15 protein-coding genes and 1 pseudogene are annotated in these 15,127 nt (G+C 61.5%); 4 read left to right on the forward strand and 12 right to left on the reverse strand.

What is annotated here, in order from left to right; all coding sequences use genetic code 11:
* Nucleotides 1-2: 2 nt before the first annotated feature.
* From KBY88_RS03365 to KBY88_RS03375, 3 genes are read right to left on the reverse strand one after another with little or no spacing between them, the layout of a single operon-like run.
* Nucleotides 3-557: a hypothetical protein gene (locus KBY88_RS03365; protein WP_254938451.1), complete on the reverse strand. Its 555-nt coding sequence runs from the start codon at nt 555-557 to the stop codon at nt 3-5.
* The gene (locus KBY88_RS03370) at nt 554-1,516 is read right to left on the reverse strand and encodes a formylglycine-generating enzyme family protein (RefSeq protein ID WP_254938452.1); all 963 of its coding nucleotides are present in this window, start codon (nt 1,514-1,516) and stop codon (nt 554-556) included. Before KBY88_RS03370 ends, KBY88_RS03365 begins: the two co-directional genes overlap by 4 nt.
* Before the next feature lie 7 nt (nt 1,517-1,523).
* A complete protein-coding gene (locus KBY88_RS03375; RefSeq protein WP_254938453.1) occupies nt 1,524-3,032 on the reverse strand; it encodes an arylsulfatase in 1,509 nt (502 codons plus the stop codon).
* A 170-nt stretch (nt 3,033-3,202) separates the two neighbouring features.
* Between KBY88_RS03375 and KBY88_RS03380 the strand changes: the two genes are divergently transcribed.
* A complete protein-coding gene (locus KBY88_RS03380) occupies nt 3,203-4,171 on the forward strand; it encodes a helix-turn-helix domain-containing protein (RefSeq protein WP_254938454.1) in 969 nt (322 codons plus the stop codon).
* Here KBY88_RS03380 and KBY88_RS03385 read toward each other — a convergent pair.
* Complete coding sequence (locus KBY88_RS03385) at nt 4,146-5,189, reverse strand: HAD family hydrolase (protein WP_254938455.1); 1,044 nt, start codon at nt 5,187-5,189, stop codon at nt 4,146-4,148. The two genes, KBY88_RS03380 and KBY88_RS03385, sit on opposite strands and share 26 nt — an antisense overlap.
* A 72-nt stretch (nt 5,190-5,261) precedes the next feature.
* Here KBY88_RS03385 and KBY88_RS03390 point away from each other — a divergent pair, with 72 nt between their 5' ends.
* On the forward strand, nt 5,262-6,941 hold the full coding sequence (locus tag KBY88_RS03390) for a mechanosensitive ion channel family protein (RefSeq protein WP_254938456.1): 1,680 nt from the start codon (nt 5,262-5,264) through the stop codon (nt 6,939-6,941).
* A 39-nt stretch (nt 6,942-6,980) separates the two neighbouring features.
* Here the strand turns inward: KBY88_RS03390 and KBY88_RS03395 are convergent, their stop codons facing one another.
* The 7 genes and pseudogenes from KBY88_RS03395 to KBY88_RS16135 all read right to left on the reverse strand — a co-directional run bounded on the left by KBY88_RS03395 (nt 6,981) and on the right by KBY88_RS16135 (nt 12,259).
* Nucleotides 6,981-7,154 (reverse strand): hypothetical protein, encoded by a 174-nt coding sequence (locus tag KBY88_RS03395; protein ID WP_254938457.1) that lies wholly within the window; start codon nt 7,152-7,154, stop codon nt 6,981-6,983.
* Between the two features lie 624 nt (nt 7,155-7,778).
* Nucleotides 7,779-8,759: an NAD(P)-dependent alcohol dehydrogenase gene (locus tag KBY88_RS03400; protein ID WP_254938458.1), complete on the reverse strand. Its 981-nt coding sequence runs from the start codon at nt 8,757-8,759 to the stop codon at nt 7,779-7,781.
* 990 nt (nt 8,760-9,749) lie between these two features.
* Entirely contained in the window at nt 9,750-9,884 is a 135-nt protein-coding gene (locus KBY88_RS03405; protein WP_315858091.1) for a type II toxin-antitoxin system PemK/MazF family toxin, read from the reverse strand.
* A pseudogene (locus tag KBY88_RS03410) lies at nt 9,884-10,099 on the reverse strand (AbrB/MazE/SpoVT family DNA-binding domain-containing protein); the annotation flags it as partial. The gene KBY88_RS03405 and the pseudogene KBY88_RS03410, both read right to left, overlap by 1 nt.
* 170 nt (nt 10,100-10,269) lie before the next feature.
* Nucleotides 10,270-10,956 (reverse strand): SAM-dependent methyltransferase, encoded by a 687-nt coding sequence (locus KBY88_RS03415; protein WP_254938459.1) that lies wholly within the window; start codon nt 10,954-10,956, stop codon nt 10,270-10,272.
* 97 nt (nt 10,957-11,053) lie between these two features.
* Entirely contained in the window at nt 11,054-11,644 is a 591-nt protein-coding gene (locus KBY88_RS03420) for a hypothetical protein (protein ID WP_254938460.1), read from the reverse strand.
* Between the two features lie 147 nt (nt 11,645-11,791).
* Nucleotides 11,792-12,259: a rhodanese-like domain-containing protein gene (locus KBY88_RS16135; RefSeq protein WP_315858092.1), complete on the reverse strand. Its 468-nt coding sequence runs from the start codon at nt 12,257-12,259 to the stop codon at nt 11,792-11,794.
* 47 nt (nt 12,260-12,306) lie between these two features.
* On the opposite strand from KBY88_RS16135, the gene KBY88_RS03430 reads away from it, so the two are divergent.
* On the forward strand, nt 12,307-12,867 hold the full coding sequence (locus tag KBY88_RS03430) for a J domain-containing protein (protein ID WP_254938461.1): 561 nt from the start codon (nt 12,307-12,309) through the stop codon (nt 12,865-12,867).
* A gap of 4 nt (nt 12,868-12,871) precedes the next feature.
* Nucleotides 12,872-13,915 (forward strand): hypothetical protein, encoded by a 1,044-nt coding sequence (locus KBY88_RS03435; RefSeq protein ID WP_254938462.1) that lies wholly within the window; start codon nt 12,872-12,874, stop codon nt 13,913-13,915.
* Nucleotides 13,916-13,992: 77 nt separating this feature from the next.
* Here the strand turns inward: KBY88_RS03435 and KBY88_RS03440 are convergent, their stop codons facing one another.
* Entirely contained in the window at nt 13,993-14,829 is an 837-nt protein-coding gene (locus tag KBY88_RS03440; protein ID WP_254938463.1) for a class I SAM-dependent methyltransferase, read from the reverse strand.
* Between the last annotated feature and the right edge of the window lie 298 nt (nt 14,830-15,127).

The following is a 15,127-nucleotide window of genomic DNA, read 5'->3' on the forward strand; positions in this document are numbered from 1 at the left end:
AATCAGGGGTCCCCCGCTTGGTTGGGCCGACAGAGGATGTAGGCCACCCAGCCCGGCAGCACCAGGGAGGCCACCAGCACCGTGAGCGAGGTGCTCAGGCGGCTGGAGAGGGTGCGGGCCGGATCGAGACCCGCCTGGAGGAACTTGAGCGTCACGAACAGGGCGAAGACGCCGGTGGTCAGGGCGCTGGCGGCCTTGATCAGATCGCTGGGCGGACGCAGGGAGGGCCGGTGCAGGCTTCCCCCCAGGAGGGCTCCAGACACACTCCCCGCTAGGGCCAGGCTGCCCACGATCAGGGCCCGCTGGGGGGCCAGCTCCGAGAACCCCTCCTGGGCGACCAGATCGGCGGCCACGGTGCCGGCGCCCACCAGGGACCCCACCAGGGCGCCCAACAGGGCCGACCAAAGGGGGAGCGCCGGCCGCTGGACGCTGGCGAAGGTGGCCAGGGCGATGGTGAGTGAGCAGGCGAAGGCCGACCCCATCGGCGAGAGCGCTTCGGTGACCTTGAAGGCCACGGTGGCGCTGGCTGCCGCGCACAGCATCGGCAGGAGCTTCATGGACGCACGAGGCAGCGGAAGCCCAGGTGGCAGGTGGAGGTGTCGATGCCCTGGGCCAGGCGCGCCGCCGGCCGGTAGCGGCGGCAGTAGCTGGGGGCGCACAGGAAGGAGCCCCCCTTCATCACCTTGCGGGGAATCGCCCCGTGCTGGGAGGCACGGTCGATGCTCGCTTCTCGGGCCTCCGAGCCAGAGGCGCAACAGCCCTCCGCCCCGGCGGCCCTGGCGCCATGGTCCAGGTACCAGCTGTCGGTCCACTCCCAGACATTGCCGATGGTGTCGAACAGGCCGTAGCCGTTCGCTGGAAAGGCGCCCACGGGTGAGCTGCCGGCGTAGCCGTCCAGCAGGCTGTTGTGGTGCGGGAAATCTCCCTGGAAGGTGTTCGCCAGTGGGCGCCCGCCGGGGTGAAGTTCGTCACCCCAGGCGAATTCGACCCCTTCACGGCCTCCCCAGGCGGCCCGTTCCCACTCCGCTTCACTCGGCAGGCTTTTGCCGATCCAGATGGCGTAGGCCGCCGCGTCGGCATGGGCCACGTGCACCACGGGATGCTGCTCCCGCTCCCGGATCGAGCTGCCGGGGCCTTCCGGGTGGCGCCAGTTCGCGCCGGCCACGTACTGCCACCAGCGGTAGGGATCGCCGGTGCCGATCGGCCCGGGCGGCGGCACGAACACGATTGAGGAAGGAGCCAGCAACTCCGGCAGAGCGCCGGGGTAATCGGCCGGATCGGCGGGCTGCTCGGCCAGGGTGATGTGGCCCGTGGCCTTCACAAACCTCAGGAACTGGGCGTTGGTGACCAGATGGCGATCGATCCAGAAGCCCTCCACAGCCACCCGGTGGGCCGGGGCCTCCTCCGGGTAGTGGTGGTCGGAGCCCATCACAAAGGATCCCGCTGGTATCCAGGCCATGTCCCGGGCCGGGGGGCGACCCGGTCTGGGGCGGCTGGTGCCGGGGGCCACGGTCATCGGGAGCTCAGCTCGCGCCGCCGGCAGAGATCATCTTCTCGAGCACATCGCCGACGGTGAAGCTGGCGGCCTTCTGGCGGGGTGGGTAGTCCTTGAATGAGGCCAGGAAGTCGGCCACGAAGGCCTGGGCCGGCACCAGCATGAAGGCGTGGTCGAGCATCCAGTCCCAGTAGGTGTTGGAGGTGATGTCGGCCCGCTCGTAGGGATCGGTGAGCAGGTTGAAGATCTTCGGTAGCCGCAGGACGGTGAAGGGCTCGGCCCACACCTGCAGCGAGCCGGCCACGCGCTGCTCCATGAACACGAACTTCCAGTTGTCGAAGCGCAGGCCGGTGAGGTCCCCGTCGTCGGAGAAGTAGAAGAACTCCACCCGCGGGCTCTTATCAGTTTTGCCCGTCCAGTAATCGAGCATGTTGTAGCCATCGAGGTGGATGTGGAAGGTCTTGCTTCCCACCTGATGGCCGTCGAGCAGCTTCTGCTTGATCTCGGGCTCGCCGGCGGCGGCCAGCAGGGTGGGCAGCCAGTCGAGATGGCTGACGACACCAGTGAACAGGGTGCCGGGTTCGATCTGGCCCGGCCAGCGCACCATGGCAGGCACCCGGTAGGCCCCCTCCCAGTTTGAGTTCTTCTCGTTGCGGAAAGGCGTCATGCCGGCATCGGGCCAGCTGTTCATGTGCGGGCCGTTGTCGGTGCTATACATCACGATCGTGTCGCCCGCGATGCCCAGCTCATCCACCAGATCCAGCATCTGGCCGATGCAGTTGTCGTGATAGATCATCACGTCGTGGTATTCCGATTGCCAACGCCCTGACTGGCCCACATCCTGGGGCCGCGCGTGGGTGCGGAAGTGCATGTGGGTGGTGTTGAACCACACGAAGAAGGGCTCGCCCGAGGCCACCGCATCGCGGATGAAGCGCTTGGCCTCGGCCATGAACTCCTCGTCGGCGGTTTCCATCCGCTTCTTGGTGAGCGGGCCGGTGTTCTCGATCCGCTGGGTGCCGTCGCCGTTGGCCCAGCAGTGCAGCACGCCGCGGGGGGCGAAGCGCTTGCGGAAATTCGGAAACTCCGGATCATCCTCCTTGGGATAATCCCGCAGTTCGGGTTCTTCCTCGGCGTTGAGGTGATAGAGGTTGCCGAAGAACTCATCGAAGCCGTGCATCGTCGGCAGATGCTCGTCGCGGTCGCCGAAGTGGTTCTTGCCGAACTGGCCAGTGCGGTAGCCCAGGGGCTGGAGCAGCTCGGCGATGGTGGGATCCTCGGCCTGGAAGCCCACCGCGGCGCCCGGCAGGCCCACCTTGCTGAGGCCGGTGCGGAACACGCTCTGACCGGTGATGAAGGCGGCCCGGCCGGCGGTGCAGCTCTGCTCGGCGTAGTAGTGGATGAAGCGACCGCCCTCCTTGGCGACCCGATCGATGTTGGGGGTCTGGTACCCCATCAGGCCGTCGCTGTAGCAGCTCAGGTTGCTCTGGCCGATGTCGTCGCCCCAGAGGATGAGGATGTTGGGTTGGCCGTTGGGCATGGGAAGGGTCGGGCGAAGGGATCGCGATGGAGCCCACTGATGGGCTGGCTTCGACGGGCTGGCTTGGAACGACGGCCCCTCTGCGGCAATGCCTTGGTGGGGCGCGGCACCATGCCCCAATCTTGATGTGCGTGGGAGACTTTGGCCACTCAAATCGTGCATTTCTTCCGGTGCGCTCACGCCTTCCGTTCGGCTGCATCGAGCAGATGGCCGAACGCCTGGGGGAAGCCGGACTGCCGATGCAGTTCACCCAGCTGGCGACCGGCGCCCTCAGTGGCGATCTCGTCTTGGGGGCCATCGGGCCCGTTCAGGTTCTGCGGGTCCGGGCCCGGGGGGCGTTGCACGCCTCTGGAGCCAAGCCGGCCGGTCGTCAGCTGATCTGCCTGGATCTCACGCCCGGCCGTCGCGATGACCTGCTCTGCTCCCATGGCCAGTGGTTGCCGTGCGACTCCCTGTTCGGCCTGCGACCCCACGCTGAGATTCACCTCAGCACCGCCGCCGGCTGCGACCTGGCGATCCTGAGCCTCGATGAGAGTCGCTTCCATCGCTGGGCTGAGGCCCTGGGTTCTCCCGGCCTTGATCGGGGGTTGTTCGAGGCCAACTGGGCCCGGATCGAGTCCCGCCGCTTCGACGGACTGCGCACCAGCCTGCGGCGCCTGGTTAACCTGGCCGAACGACATCCCCAGACCCTGTGCCAGGGCCCCTGGTCCCGCCTGGCGGCGGAGGACCTCGTGCCCCTGATCATCGAGGCCCTGGCCCATGGCTCCGACCACCACGGCGGACTGATGCGTCCGCCGGCCCGGATCGATCTGGTCAAGCTGGTTCAGCGCTGGATGGACGAGCATCCCCGCGAACCGATCACCCTCGATGCCCTCTGCCGGCAGGTGCATGCCAGCCGTCGCACCCTCATCCAGGGCTTTCGCGAGCACCTCGGCATGGGGCCGATGGCCTACCTCAAGCTGCTCCGGCTGCACGGAATCAGGCGCCAGTTGCTGGCCGCCGATCCCAGCGAGATCCTGATCTCGGCGCTGGCCCTGGAGTGGGGTTTCCTGAACCACGGCCACTTTTCCCGTGATTACCGCCGCCTCTTCGGGGAACGGCCCAGCGCCACCCTCAGCGGGGGCAGGGGTTCGCGCTGAGGGGATACACCCGGGTCCAGTCGTTGCGCATGCTCACCACCGTCCAGCCCCGCTGCGGCGCGGCGGCCAGGGCCCGATCCAGGCGACCAAAAGGGGATTTCCGGTCGTAGGCGAACTCCCGTTCGCTGTCGTCATGGTGAAGGATCAGCCCCAGGCGAGCCCCCGGGCCTGCGGTGGTCCACTCGAGCATCTCGAAGTCGCCATCGGAGTTGCCGAAGGCGGCGATGGGCCGCCGGCCCAGGGCGGTGTGGATGCCCACCGGTTTCCCGGGCCCATCGTCGATGAAGGCCACCTCGGGGCGCCGCAGCAGCACGGGCACCCCCCCCTGGACGGCATAGGTGGTGCGCAAGGTGGAGCCGATTACCTGCTCCGGTGGCACGCCGTAGAGCTCCGCGGCGACCACCCGCAGAAAATCAGTGCCGCCGCCGGTGACGATCACGGTGCGGAACCCCCGGGAGCGCAGGAGCTCCATCAGTTCAGCCATCGGCGCGAAGGTGAGGCTTGTGAACAGCCGGTGCAGGCTGGGGTGGCAGGCGCTGCGGAACCAGTCGCGCACGATCCGGGCGAAGGTCTCGGTGTCCATGCCGCCGTGGGTGAGGGCCACCAGGTCGAGCACCCCCCGGGTGCCCTGGGCCATCACCGCCCTGGCATCGCCGGCCGCCGCCGCGGCGATCAAGGGGTTGCCCGCCAGCTCGGGCTGCTGGGCCACAAGGGTTCGGGCCCGATCGAGGGCGAAGGCGAGCTGCACGTACATCGGCTGCTCGCTCCAGAGGGTGCCGTCGTTGTCGAACACCGCCAGGCGCTCCGGCACGGGCACGTAGTCGGGGCTGCCCTTGGTGCTCACGGCCGCCACGAAGGCCAGCAACCGCTGCTTCACCGGACCCTCCCGCCAGGAGGGCAGGGGGTCGCCCGCTGCCTGGGGTGAGGCGGCGGCAATGGGCCGTCCCATGGCGACCAGAGAAAGGACCGCCAGGAACGACGCCGTGATCCCCAGGGTGCCGCGCAGGCGAAGAAACAAGCTACCCAAGGGCGAAGCGATACTCAGAGATCTGGAGAAGATAGGTTCCGTGCATCCCGTCGACGCGCCTGCGTGAGCCACTCCCGTCGCTTTGGTTGGGGGCGAAGGCTGCCCCAACTCCTGGCTGCGCTGCTGGCGATGGCCCTGGCCGTGGCCGTTGTGGTGCCGACAGCGCTCGCGGGCGCCGCCCCCAAGGATCCGACCGCAGCGGTGGCACCGCCGGCGGGTTTCGTCGAGCTCGAAGGCCGGCGGGTGCTGGAGATCAGGATCGCCCCCGGCGCCCAGAGTCCTGCGGGGATGGCGCGGCGGGGTAGCCGCCGACTGGCGGCCCTGGCCTCCGACTACAGCGTCGATCCTGATCAGTTCGTGGTCCGCGAGGATCCCCCCTACACCAGCGTCGGACTGTTGCGGGATGGGGTGTTTGAGCCCCAGATCGCGGTCGACGACCGCAACGCGGCCCGCTTCGGCATCAGCCGCCAGCAGTTGGCTGAGCGCTACCGCCAGCAGATCCAGGCGGCGATCCGCCGCTATCGGAACAGTCACCGTCTCTCGGACTGGATCCGGGGCACGGCCCTGGCCCTGCTCGCCCTGGGCTTCTACATCCTCTGGTTAAGGGGCCAGATGGCTCTGAACAGGAGGATCAAGCGCTGGATCGCCGATCCGGCGAACCGTCGTCTCCAGGGGCTGCAGGTGGGCGGCAATCAATGGCTCACCGCCGACCAGCTCCGTGGCGTGCTTGATCCCCTGCGCCGGGTCGTCCATGGCGCTGTGCTGCTGCTGGTCAGCTACCTCTCGATCCCCCTGTTCCTGGGGCTCTTCCCTCCCACCCTGGCCCTCTCCGAGACCCTGAGCGGCCAGATCCGGGGCCTGGTGGTGGGCGGTTTCCAGGCGTTGGTCAAGGCGATCCCCGACCTGATCTCCGTGGCGGTGATCCTGGGGCTCAGTGTTCTGTTGATGCGGGCGAGCAATGCCTGGTTCAAGGCGGTGGAACACGGGAACCTGCGCCTCAGCTGGTTCTATCCCGAGTGGGCGCGTCCCACGGCCCGGCTGGTGGGCATCGGGATCCTGTTGATGGGGGTGGTGCTGGCCTACCCCTACATCCCTGGGGCCAACAGCAAGGCCTTCCAGGGGGCGGGCCTGTTCGTGGGCGTGCTGGCGGCCCTCGGCTCCAGCGCCGTGGCCGCCAACCTGATCGGTGGGCTGATGTTGACCTACACCCGGGCCTACCAGGAGGGGGACCGGGTCAGCATCAACAGCACCATCGGCATCGTCCACGACTGCGCCCTGCTGGTCACCCGCCTGCGCACACCCCACAACGAGGTGGTGAGCATTCCCAACGCCACCGTGTTGGGGGCCTCGATCATCAATTACAGCCTGGCGCGCCGGGAGATCAACGAGCCGGTGCTCATCTCCACCACGGTCACCATCGGCTACGACGTGCCCTGGCGCCAGGTGCACCGGCTGATGCTCGACGCGGCGGCCGCCACTGCCGGGATCAGCCAGGAGCTGCCGCCGTTCGTGCTGCAGACCTCCCTCAATGATTTCCACATCAGCTACGAACTCAACGCCTATGTGGCCGATGTGGACACCTACCGCCGCACGCTCTCCGACCTGCTGGGTGCCATCCAGGACCAGTTCTCCAGGGCTGGGGTCGAGATCCTCTCCCCCGGCTACCACGCGATTCGCAACGGCAACGGCAGCACCGTGCCCCCCTGGCCTGCGAAACCGTTCGACGAATCGTCCCCTGGCTGAGCGCAGCAGGCGAGGGGCCATCTGCGGCTCTCTCGGCCTTCAGCATCGGGCGTTCCGGCGCAACGCTCTCGATCCCAGCCCCTTGAAGCCGGATGTCAAGATGACACGCGCCAGTGTGCGGTCCAGGGTCACCCAGCGGATGATCTCGCTGGAGGTGAATACCCGAGGGCCGATGGGATTGTCCAGATGCCCGATCACCAACGGGATGAACATCAGCGGGGCGGCGATCGCGCCGAGAAAAGCGAAAACGTCACCCCATTGTCCATGGGGGTGATGAGCACCAGGCCCGCCCGCCACAGGGGGGTATCGCCGGCTGGAGACAGGTCTCCCTCACACCGTGGGAACGACGGGAAGCGAAGGGAGTGGCTCCAGGTCCAGTGGCCGGCCCTGCTGCGACGAACCTCCCGGCAGCGACCGTGTCTTGCCGGCAGAGTCACAGCTTCTGCGCCGCTGAGTGAGGTCAGCGCTCAATCGATCCACCACAGCGAGTTGGTCTCTGGGGCGGTTGCTGTGCTGGAACCAACCCAGGACCCCCGCTCGCCGCTGGTCCGTCGCTGGCCCTGAGCTCAGCCGGTTCGGTCTGTGGCCGCTCCCAGCCCACCGCCTGCGGCTCAGCGGCAAGGCTCAACAAGAGACGGGCGAACTGGGCGGGGCGGGTGTCACGTTCCGTAGCGACGGCGAGCATCCCGTTGAACGGCAAGCCGACCAGAGAAGCAATGGACGTGAACAAGCCGCCCAGGGTGAAGTTGGGGGGGACGTCGCTGTTGGTGCGTCCCTTGCGGACGTCAGACAGGACAACGCCTCAGACGAGCAAACACCTGATCGGCTCCACTGGATTCAACGCCTGTGGTCCACGGCAATGATGACATTGCCTCTTTTTCGTCCAGTGTCGACGTAGCTGTGAGCCTCGGCGATCTGTTCAAGCCGATAGCAGCGATCAATAACCGGTTTGAAGTCTCCCGCCTCAGCCAGTTCTGCGAGGAAGCGCAAATCTTCTGAACGCTCCTCTGCTGGACCGGCTATGACTTTCTTGGAGCTCGTGATCGAGACCCACGGGATGGCAAGCATTTCCGGCAGGCCTGCCAATACCAGCAACAGGCGCCCTTTCTCTTTCAGCGAGTTTTTGCAGCGTGAGAAGGGTGCAGTCCCGACGGTGTCAACAATCAGATCATAGGTTTCACCGTTCCGTGTAAAATCCTCCTGGGTGTAGTCGATGACATGCCTGGCCCCCAGCGACTTGACCAAGTCCATGTTCGTGGCGCTGCATACTCCTGTAACGTCTGCCCCGAAATGCCTAGCGAGTTGCACAGCCGCGCTGCCTACACTGCCGGAAGCACCATTGATCAGGAGCTTTTCCCCGCGCTGAAGCTTGCTTCTTCTGAAGAAATCCAATGCTGTCGTTCCGCCAAACGACAGTGCAGCGGCTTCATCGAAGGACAGGCCGGTTGGTATCAACGCTATGGCGCCATCTTCTGGCATGCATTTGAACTCAGCGTGAGCCGCCATGCCGAACCCGCTGATGGCAAAAACCGGATCACCAACCTTGAATTTTGTGACGCCTGTGCCAATCGATTCGATCTCGCCAGCGAGTTCTGATCCCAGAATGGGCTGCCTTGGTTTCGTGATGCCAAAGATCAAACGCGAAATGAGACCGAATCCGCGAGGAAGATTGAGACCGCGCAATCGGCAATCCGCTGAAGTAATCGTTGTTGCGTGTATTTTTATGAGGACTTCGTTCTTCCTCGGAACGGGCTTAAGGACCTCCTTTGATTGAAGAACATCTGGCGAGCCATATTCTTGATACACCATTGCCTTCATGCGTTGTCACCTTCAAGGGTTAGGTCGGTGTGCAGTCGCACGTGCTGTCAGACATCGGCCTGATCGGCAGATCGCAGCCCAGTTTACGCTTCAGGCATCTTTGGCCGCGACAGCTGAAACTTGATCTTGCAATGTTGTTGGGTAGATCATAGAGAGGCTTGCAATCCAGTCCTTGACGGCTTGATATCATAGTGGACATTGGCCAAGGTTTCAGTCGAGTCACCGGGATCAGCCGTTCGTTCGTCCAGGATCTTCAGGTCATGATGGCAATTTTTAATGCCGATTTCTTGAAGACCAATTTCCTATAGAAATGATGGGATCTTCCTTGAAACAGTAGATTATCTCCTCATATTTCCTGTGTCACTCGCTTGACTCCTGCAAAGACAGGTAACTCAGAGTCACTCCTTGCAGCGTGATGACAAAGCTCACCAGCTTCCTTGATTCGCTCCTGCCGATGATCAAGCGCTATGGCTTGAGAAAGGGAACGGGCAGAGCAGGACGTTGGCGAGGAAGAACTTTTCACAATTTATCTCAACTGCAACATCAAGCATTATTGGACAGTAAGTTTAGTTCATTCAGTCACTGTGCATGCCTCGTCGTGGACTGGTACAGGGGCCTTGCTTACTGGTCGGTTCAACAAGAGGTTCATCGGCCTTGAGCAGCGCTGAGCGCTGTAACGCTGGCCATCACCTGCCCGCAGAGAGCCTCAGCAGAAGCATCTCCTTGGGCCTTAGTGATTTCAAGGGGGCGGGTCAGGTGGATGACCGTGTTAGAGAGTGGCAGCACTGTCAGGAACAAGCAAAGTAAGCAGCCTTGATGTAACCATTGCTAGAACCTGAGAAGATGCGCGCTCAATCAGTTTCGCTTTCCTCGCACGCCAGTCAAGGCTCTTGAGCTGATCTGCAAGACACCGATCACATCGCTACCCACTGGCAAGGCCACCTCAAAGGGATAGCCCTTTACACGAGACGTCACTGGACAGAACAAGGCCTAGCCAACCTTTGCGTTGTAGGCCTTCGGTGAAATCGCCAAGGCAGGTCGCCTCCCAGCCTGCTCACTGCCTGTCTGCGGTGTGAATTCAAGCCACACCAAATCCCCGCGATCAGGCACATACGCAGGAGACACTAGAAGATCTCCGCTCCGACAGCCGATCCCGTATCAACATACGAATGGAGATTGCTGCCTGAGATCCCAGCCAACAGATCATCAAGACTGAGGCGAGTTGGAAGCGCCGGCTTCACCACCAGCTCACCGTCCTTGGCGCTCAAGCTCACTTCAGTACCAGCACCAAGACCACTCTGCTCAGCCAGACCACGCGGGATCCGCACACCGAGGCTGTTTCCCCATTTTTGACCCGCGTCTGCATGGCAACCAAACGGCTATACGCAGAATATACCGGCTTTGGGCCGCAGCTGCTTCGCCCCCATCTCTCTAACGCTCAAGATCAGCGGCGGGCAAATGTCATATCAACTCACTAGGAATTTCTGGCCCCGGCCGCTAGATTTTGATGTTAGCCATCATCGCGTTTAATCCGGAGCATTTCGCGTGCGCCTCGCTGGAACTCATAGCTCACCCGTTCAATCGACACTAGGTGGCCAGCTGCACGCAGCATCTCGACACTCCCTTCAAGATGGGGCGAAATCGCACCGCCCAATGCAAGCACTGGAAACACCCTGACTTCCTTGGCAACTCGGCAAAGCTCAAGCAGCGAGGCATGGTGAAAAGTCTCGTCCAGCTGCTGACTATACAAGAAGAGAAGATGCGAGCAGAGCCCTAAGTCGAAAGCGCCATCATGAAAGGGAAGTGCTGGCAATTCAGAGTTCAAGTAACGACCCTCAACCAAGCCAGCTGGATAGTCATCCAAGAAAGCTCGCATTGCGGCCATGCGGACCTTGCCGAGTTCCTCGACCGATGTGATTTCTTTCCAAATGAACTCAGTCTGGTTCTTCCTAGTCTGATCAATCACTTGCTCATATGTCGCGGCAATACGAGCCTCGATATCAGCCTTGTCAAATGAATAGAGTGGATCGCTGGAAACAACCTTTGCACCCTTTCTGGTGGATTCTGCATTGAAGCTTGCTGGTCCATCTCCACAGCCAAGGATTCGGCCTGTCATGTCGGACCTTCCCAGCGCGAACATGGCAATATATTCGGCGAATGAACGACCCCAGGGGACGACTTGATCTAATGCGAACATGATTTCTTCTATGAATGGCTAACGCTCAAGATCAGCGGCGGGCAGAATCCCAAAGGATTCATCAAGAGCTTTAACTCCCGCCCGCTGGATCTTGATGTTATGCATCATTGTCTCCGAGAATGCCTGCGGCCTTGAAAAGTTGAAGAGTGCGACCTAGCTCGGAGTTGGCTACGGTGTTTGAGAGGGCTGGAAGAACCGCCTCGACCATCTCGTTCAATGACAACAACTTGATCTCAGCTCCGAGCGTTTCACGAAACTTGGAGTTGTTCTCCCATGGGCTTCGATCGTCATTCACTTTAGTCACGGCAGTAACGTAGACAAAGGTTGATTCGTTCGTCAGGTCACTGATGCACTTGCGGAATGCTCGCGCCCACTTTGGCACTACCAATTCACGATATCGTCTCCAAGCCTCTCGACCTGACACGATCTTGTTCTTCTCAATTGCATTCACTTCCCATTCCGGCCAGAATCCTTCTTGGAGCGACTTGCAACTCACTGCAATGACTTTATCTACCCCTGCCCGCTTTGGGCAATAGCCTAGAACATCAATATCACTATGAACTGAATCCTGCTTGGAATCGAAGTCGGGATCGCTGGGATCGGGCCGGAACTTTATATTAGTCAGAGTAAAGTACCCCAAAGCCTCTAAATAGTCAGAGGCGAGTTGCTCCAGGATGTCCTCTTTCATTCGTAGTTACCTGATGTCACTGTATGCATAACTAGTCATTAGACGGTTCCGAGAACCAAGCCAACTGGGGCTGCCGCTTCCGATAACCACACGACGATGACCCCCTAGATCTCGGGAAAAGCACTGTGGCGCAGTGCTTCATGTGCATTATCGACCCAGTGAAGGAGTGGTTCGCGGGTCCGATAACGAACTGTCCCTGACGATACACAAGGCCTGGCTGCACAGGTAGACAGCCCAGGGTGATTCGGCAGCCGAAGGGTTGAAGTTCTGGCTCGCCGTCCCGTCGATCACCTTGGATTGATCGCGGTATCCGGCCGAGCTGGTGGCCGGGATCTGACCGGATCGAGCGCAACCGCAGCAGCTTAATAGCCGAAGCAGTCCGCCACGAGCTTCAGCACCGCCGCAGGGCCATGGCCCCGTGTGAGTGGCTGCGGGGTTCTCCAGCGGCAGGCCTTGAGCCTTCCAGGCCCGGAGGCCGCCGCGCAGGTTGGCCACCTGCGTGAGCCTGTTCTCCTGCAGCTGTTGCGTGGCCAAAGCTGAGCTGCTGCCGGAGTGGCAGAGCACCACTGTGGGCCTTTCCAACGAAAAAAGACAGTTTACTAAGTTCCTAGGCAACGCTGGACGCGGCTGGCCAGTCTGAAACCCCTTACCTGCACTGGCGTGTGGCCGCCCGAAGCAAGAAGCTGACGCTGGCTGAGGTGAGGGCGTTGATTCAGGCGCTCCTGGGCAAGCCGGAGTTGGGCGAAGCCGATCTGCTGGCCTTCGCGCAGACGGTCAACGGGAGCGTATTCAAGGATCCGCCGCCACCGAAGGCCAAGCCCCCCACCCTCACCGAGCTCAAGCACAAGGTGCTGGCCCACTTCCACTGCAAGACCGTCACCCAGCTGCGCAAGGACAAGAACTTCCAGCTCTCGATGACGGGGGAAGAGGTGGCCCTGAAAACCAAAGAGGACTGGCTGGTGCTCTATCGGCGCTTCATCGGCGTCCCAGCCAACGAGCGGAACCTGGAGGACGGCCCCACCGTGATCAACGGCATCGACGTGCTGCAGCATTTCCGGCCTTGGGTTGTATTCGGCCTTGACCCGAAGATTGCCACCGCCGATCAGGTGCGCGAGGCGTTCCGGCGGCTGATCCAACAGCACCACCCCGACCACGGCGGGGATCCCCGCGTGGCGGAACGCCTGCAGACGATGAAGGACTCGATCCTTGCCCTGATGCCCTGAGACGATGCGCGACCTTCTGACAGCCCAGGAAACGGCAAGGATTCTCGGCAAACGGATCGATAGCCTCTACAACATCGTCGACGCGTTCGATGCCAAGGCTGACGACGAATGGGAGCTGGTGGAGGGCGAGCACTTCGAGTACGCCGGCCAAGCGGTGGCCGGTGCCAATGGGCGACGAGCCCGGCGCTTCAGTGAGGAGGGCGTGGAGGCCCTGGCCCGCTACATCGAAGCCACCGAGAAAACGGGCTTGCTTGGCAAGATCCGCGAGCGGCTGTTCAACCTCAAGCAGAAGCGCAAGCAGCTGCTGGTGTCAAGGCGGATCACCCAGGAGTTCATCGAGGCCGGCGGCACCCTGGAGATTCGGGGCGATCTGGCCTTCGTGAGCCGCAAAACCACGGTGGGGATACTGCAGACCAACTACAAGGGCCTGTACAACTCCTGGGAGCGGCTGCGCACCGCTGGCACCGAAGAAGGAGAAGAAGCCCTCGAGCTCAACAAGGACTTCCTGGAGAGCGAGGAGCGGCAGGTGCTGATCAGCCAGCGGGGCATCGCCCGGGTGGCCCGCGACATGCGGGTCAACAGCCGCATCACCAAGACACGGCAGGCCTGGATCGAAGCCGTGGGCGATGTGGTGGAGACCTGCTTCAACTCCGAAATCCGCTACCTGACCGAAGGCGTCGACCGGGCGATCAAACGCGCCAAGTCGGCCGCCGGCCATCGCTGCGAGATCACCGGCAAGAAGGCGGCGGTGCACAAGAAGATCGACCTGGACGGGCACCATCTGTTCGATCGCCGCAGCCGCCCGGACCTGGCGGACCTGCCGGAGAACATCCTGGTGATGGTGCCCGAGCTGCACCGGGAATTCCATGGCTGGAAGAGTGGACCCTGCACCCCTAAGGATGTGCTGGTTTTCGTGGAAACCGCGCGTGGAGATCTGTTTGATCCGGTGAACTCGCGCGATATGAAGCGGCTACGGGCATTGACCCACCGACTGCAGCGGTTCCAGAGTGAGCGGGAGGGGCAGAAGGTGAGGTATCACAGGAGCTAACGTTCCGCTTCACCCGCCGCTAGTCAACTTTCGGTCTCAACAAACCAACTCAATACGGTCGGCGTGCAAGCGGGCTGTTATGCCGCTTTTCGCCCGAACGTATAGAAAATGGTGATATCGTTCCAAACTCCTTGCTTTGTTTGGAGTATCTCTAGTTCAGCGTCAAATTCAACTCTCGCTTGAGTGAGTTGCTCAGATGAAAGTTGCAACAAGGGATTAGGATGTTGCCCAGGAGCAGGAACCGAACCATTTCCCGACCACATCCCTTTTGAACTCTCTAAACTGATGTAGCCGCCATCTTGTTCTGTATTAATATCAATTCCGACAAATCCCGCTTGCTTCAACAAATTATGACACTTCTCAACAGTTCCGGTTGGTTTGCTGAATAACAGTGAATTATCATACTTCTCAAGTACCCTTTGTGCCACAACCCCACCTACAAACGCGGTATCTGCAAAAGCATGGAAACCAAGTAATCCTCCGGGTTTAAGAAGTTGATACCAATGTTGTAGCGCACCCGAAAGGTCAGACATCCAAATCAAGGCAGATGAACAGAAGATGCAGTCAAAAGAGTTTTCTGGAAAGTTTAGAGCTTCGGCATCTGCTAGCTGAAGCTCAACGTTACCCAGGCCGAGAGTTTCAACTTTCTGTTTAGCCCGTTCAATCATGCCTGTTGAAATGTCGATCCCAATGACCAGACCTTTAGTGCCGACAATTTGAGCCGCTTCGATCGCAACCATGCCTGTCCCAGTTGCAATATCCAAAACTTGTTGCCCATGATCAAGATGTGCGTGTTCAACCAGGCGATGAGCAATGCGAGGATGCCAAGCCCCATCGTCATAGTTAGAACTCCGACGGCTATACAGATCCGCAACCTGCTGCTTATAGTCATTCAGTTCCAGTTGGCTATTCACTGAGCTTTCTCCCCAAATTCACAGTTTTGCTTGATGCTGAATGCTAACAGATATGCTTAGAACAGTTTCCCACAGATAACTCGGCGGCATAACGCTCCAGATCAGAAGCGGGCAAGAGAGCAAAGGATGCACAGGCAATCTACGCTCCCGTCTTCTGTATCTGGATGTTAATCCGCGCCATCATGCCTGCACATTGCGGATCAACCCTGAATGCCATGCAACAAAACCCGCGACGTTGATGGCCACTGTGACCCAGAAGATAGCCACGAAGTTTGACTTGGAACACTTGTGGCGCAGT

Source organism: Cyanobium sp. Morenito 9A2 (genome assembly GCF_024345575.1).
Classification (GTDB): domain Bacteria; phylum Cyanobacteriota; class Cyanobacteriia; order PCC-6307; family Cyanobiaceae; genus ATX-6F1.

Bases quoted from the DNA above. Each gene is read 5' to 3' on its own strand.
- KBY88_RS03365 (WP_254938451.1), bottom strand. From the start codon at position 557: ATGAAGCTCCTGCCGATGCTGTGCGCGGCAGCCAGCGCCACCGTGGCC.
- KBY88_RS03395 (WP_254938457.1), bottom strand. From the start codon at position 7,154: ATGTTCATCCCGTTGGTGATCGGGCATCTGGACAATCCCATCGGCCCT.
- KBY88_RS03400 (WP_254938458.1), bottom strand. From the start codon at position 8,759: ATGAAGGCAATGGTGTATCAAGAATATGGCTCGCCAGATGTTCTTCAA.
- KBY88_RS03420 (WP_254938460.1), bottom strand. From the start codon at position 11,644: ATGAAAGAGGACATCCTGGAGCAACTCGCCTCTGACTATTTAGAGGCT.
- KBY88_RS03435 (WP_254938462.1), top strand. From the start codon at position 12,872: ATGCGCGACCTTCTGACAGCCCAGGAAACGGCAAGGATTCTCGGCAAA.
- KBY88_RS03375 (WP_254938453.1), bottom strand. From the start codon at position 3,032: ATGCCCAACGGCCAACCCAACATCCTCATCCTCTGGGGCGACGACATC.
- KBY88_RS03370 (WP_254938452.1), bottom strand. From the start codon at position 1,516: ATGACCGTGGCCCCCGGCACCAGCCGCCCCAGACCGGGTCGCCCCCCG.
- KBY88_RS03415 (WP_254938459.1), bottom strand. From the start codon at position 10,956: ATGTTCGCATTAGATCAAGTCGTCCCCTGGGGTCGTTCATTCGCCGAA.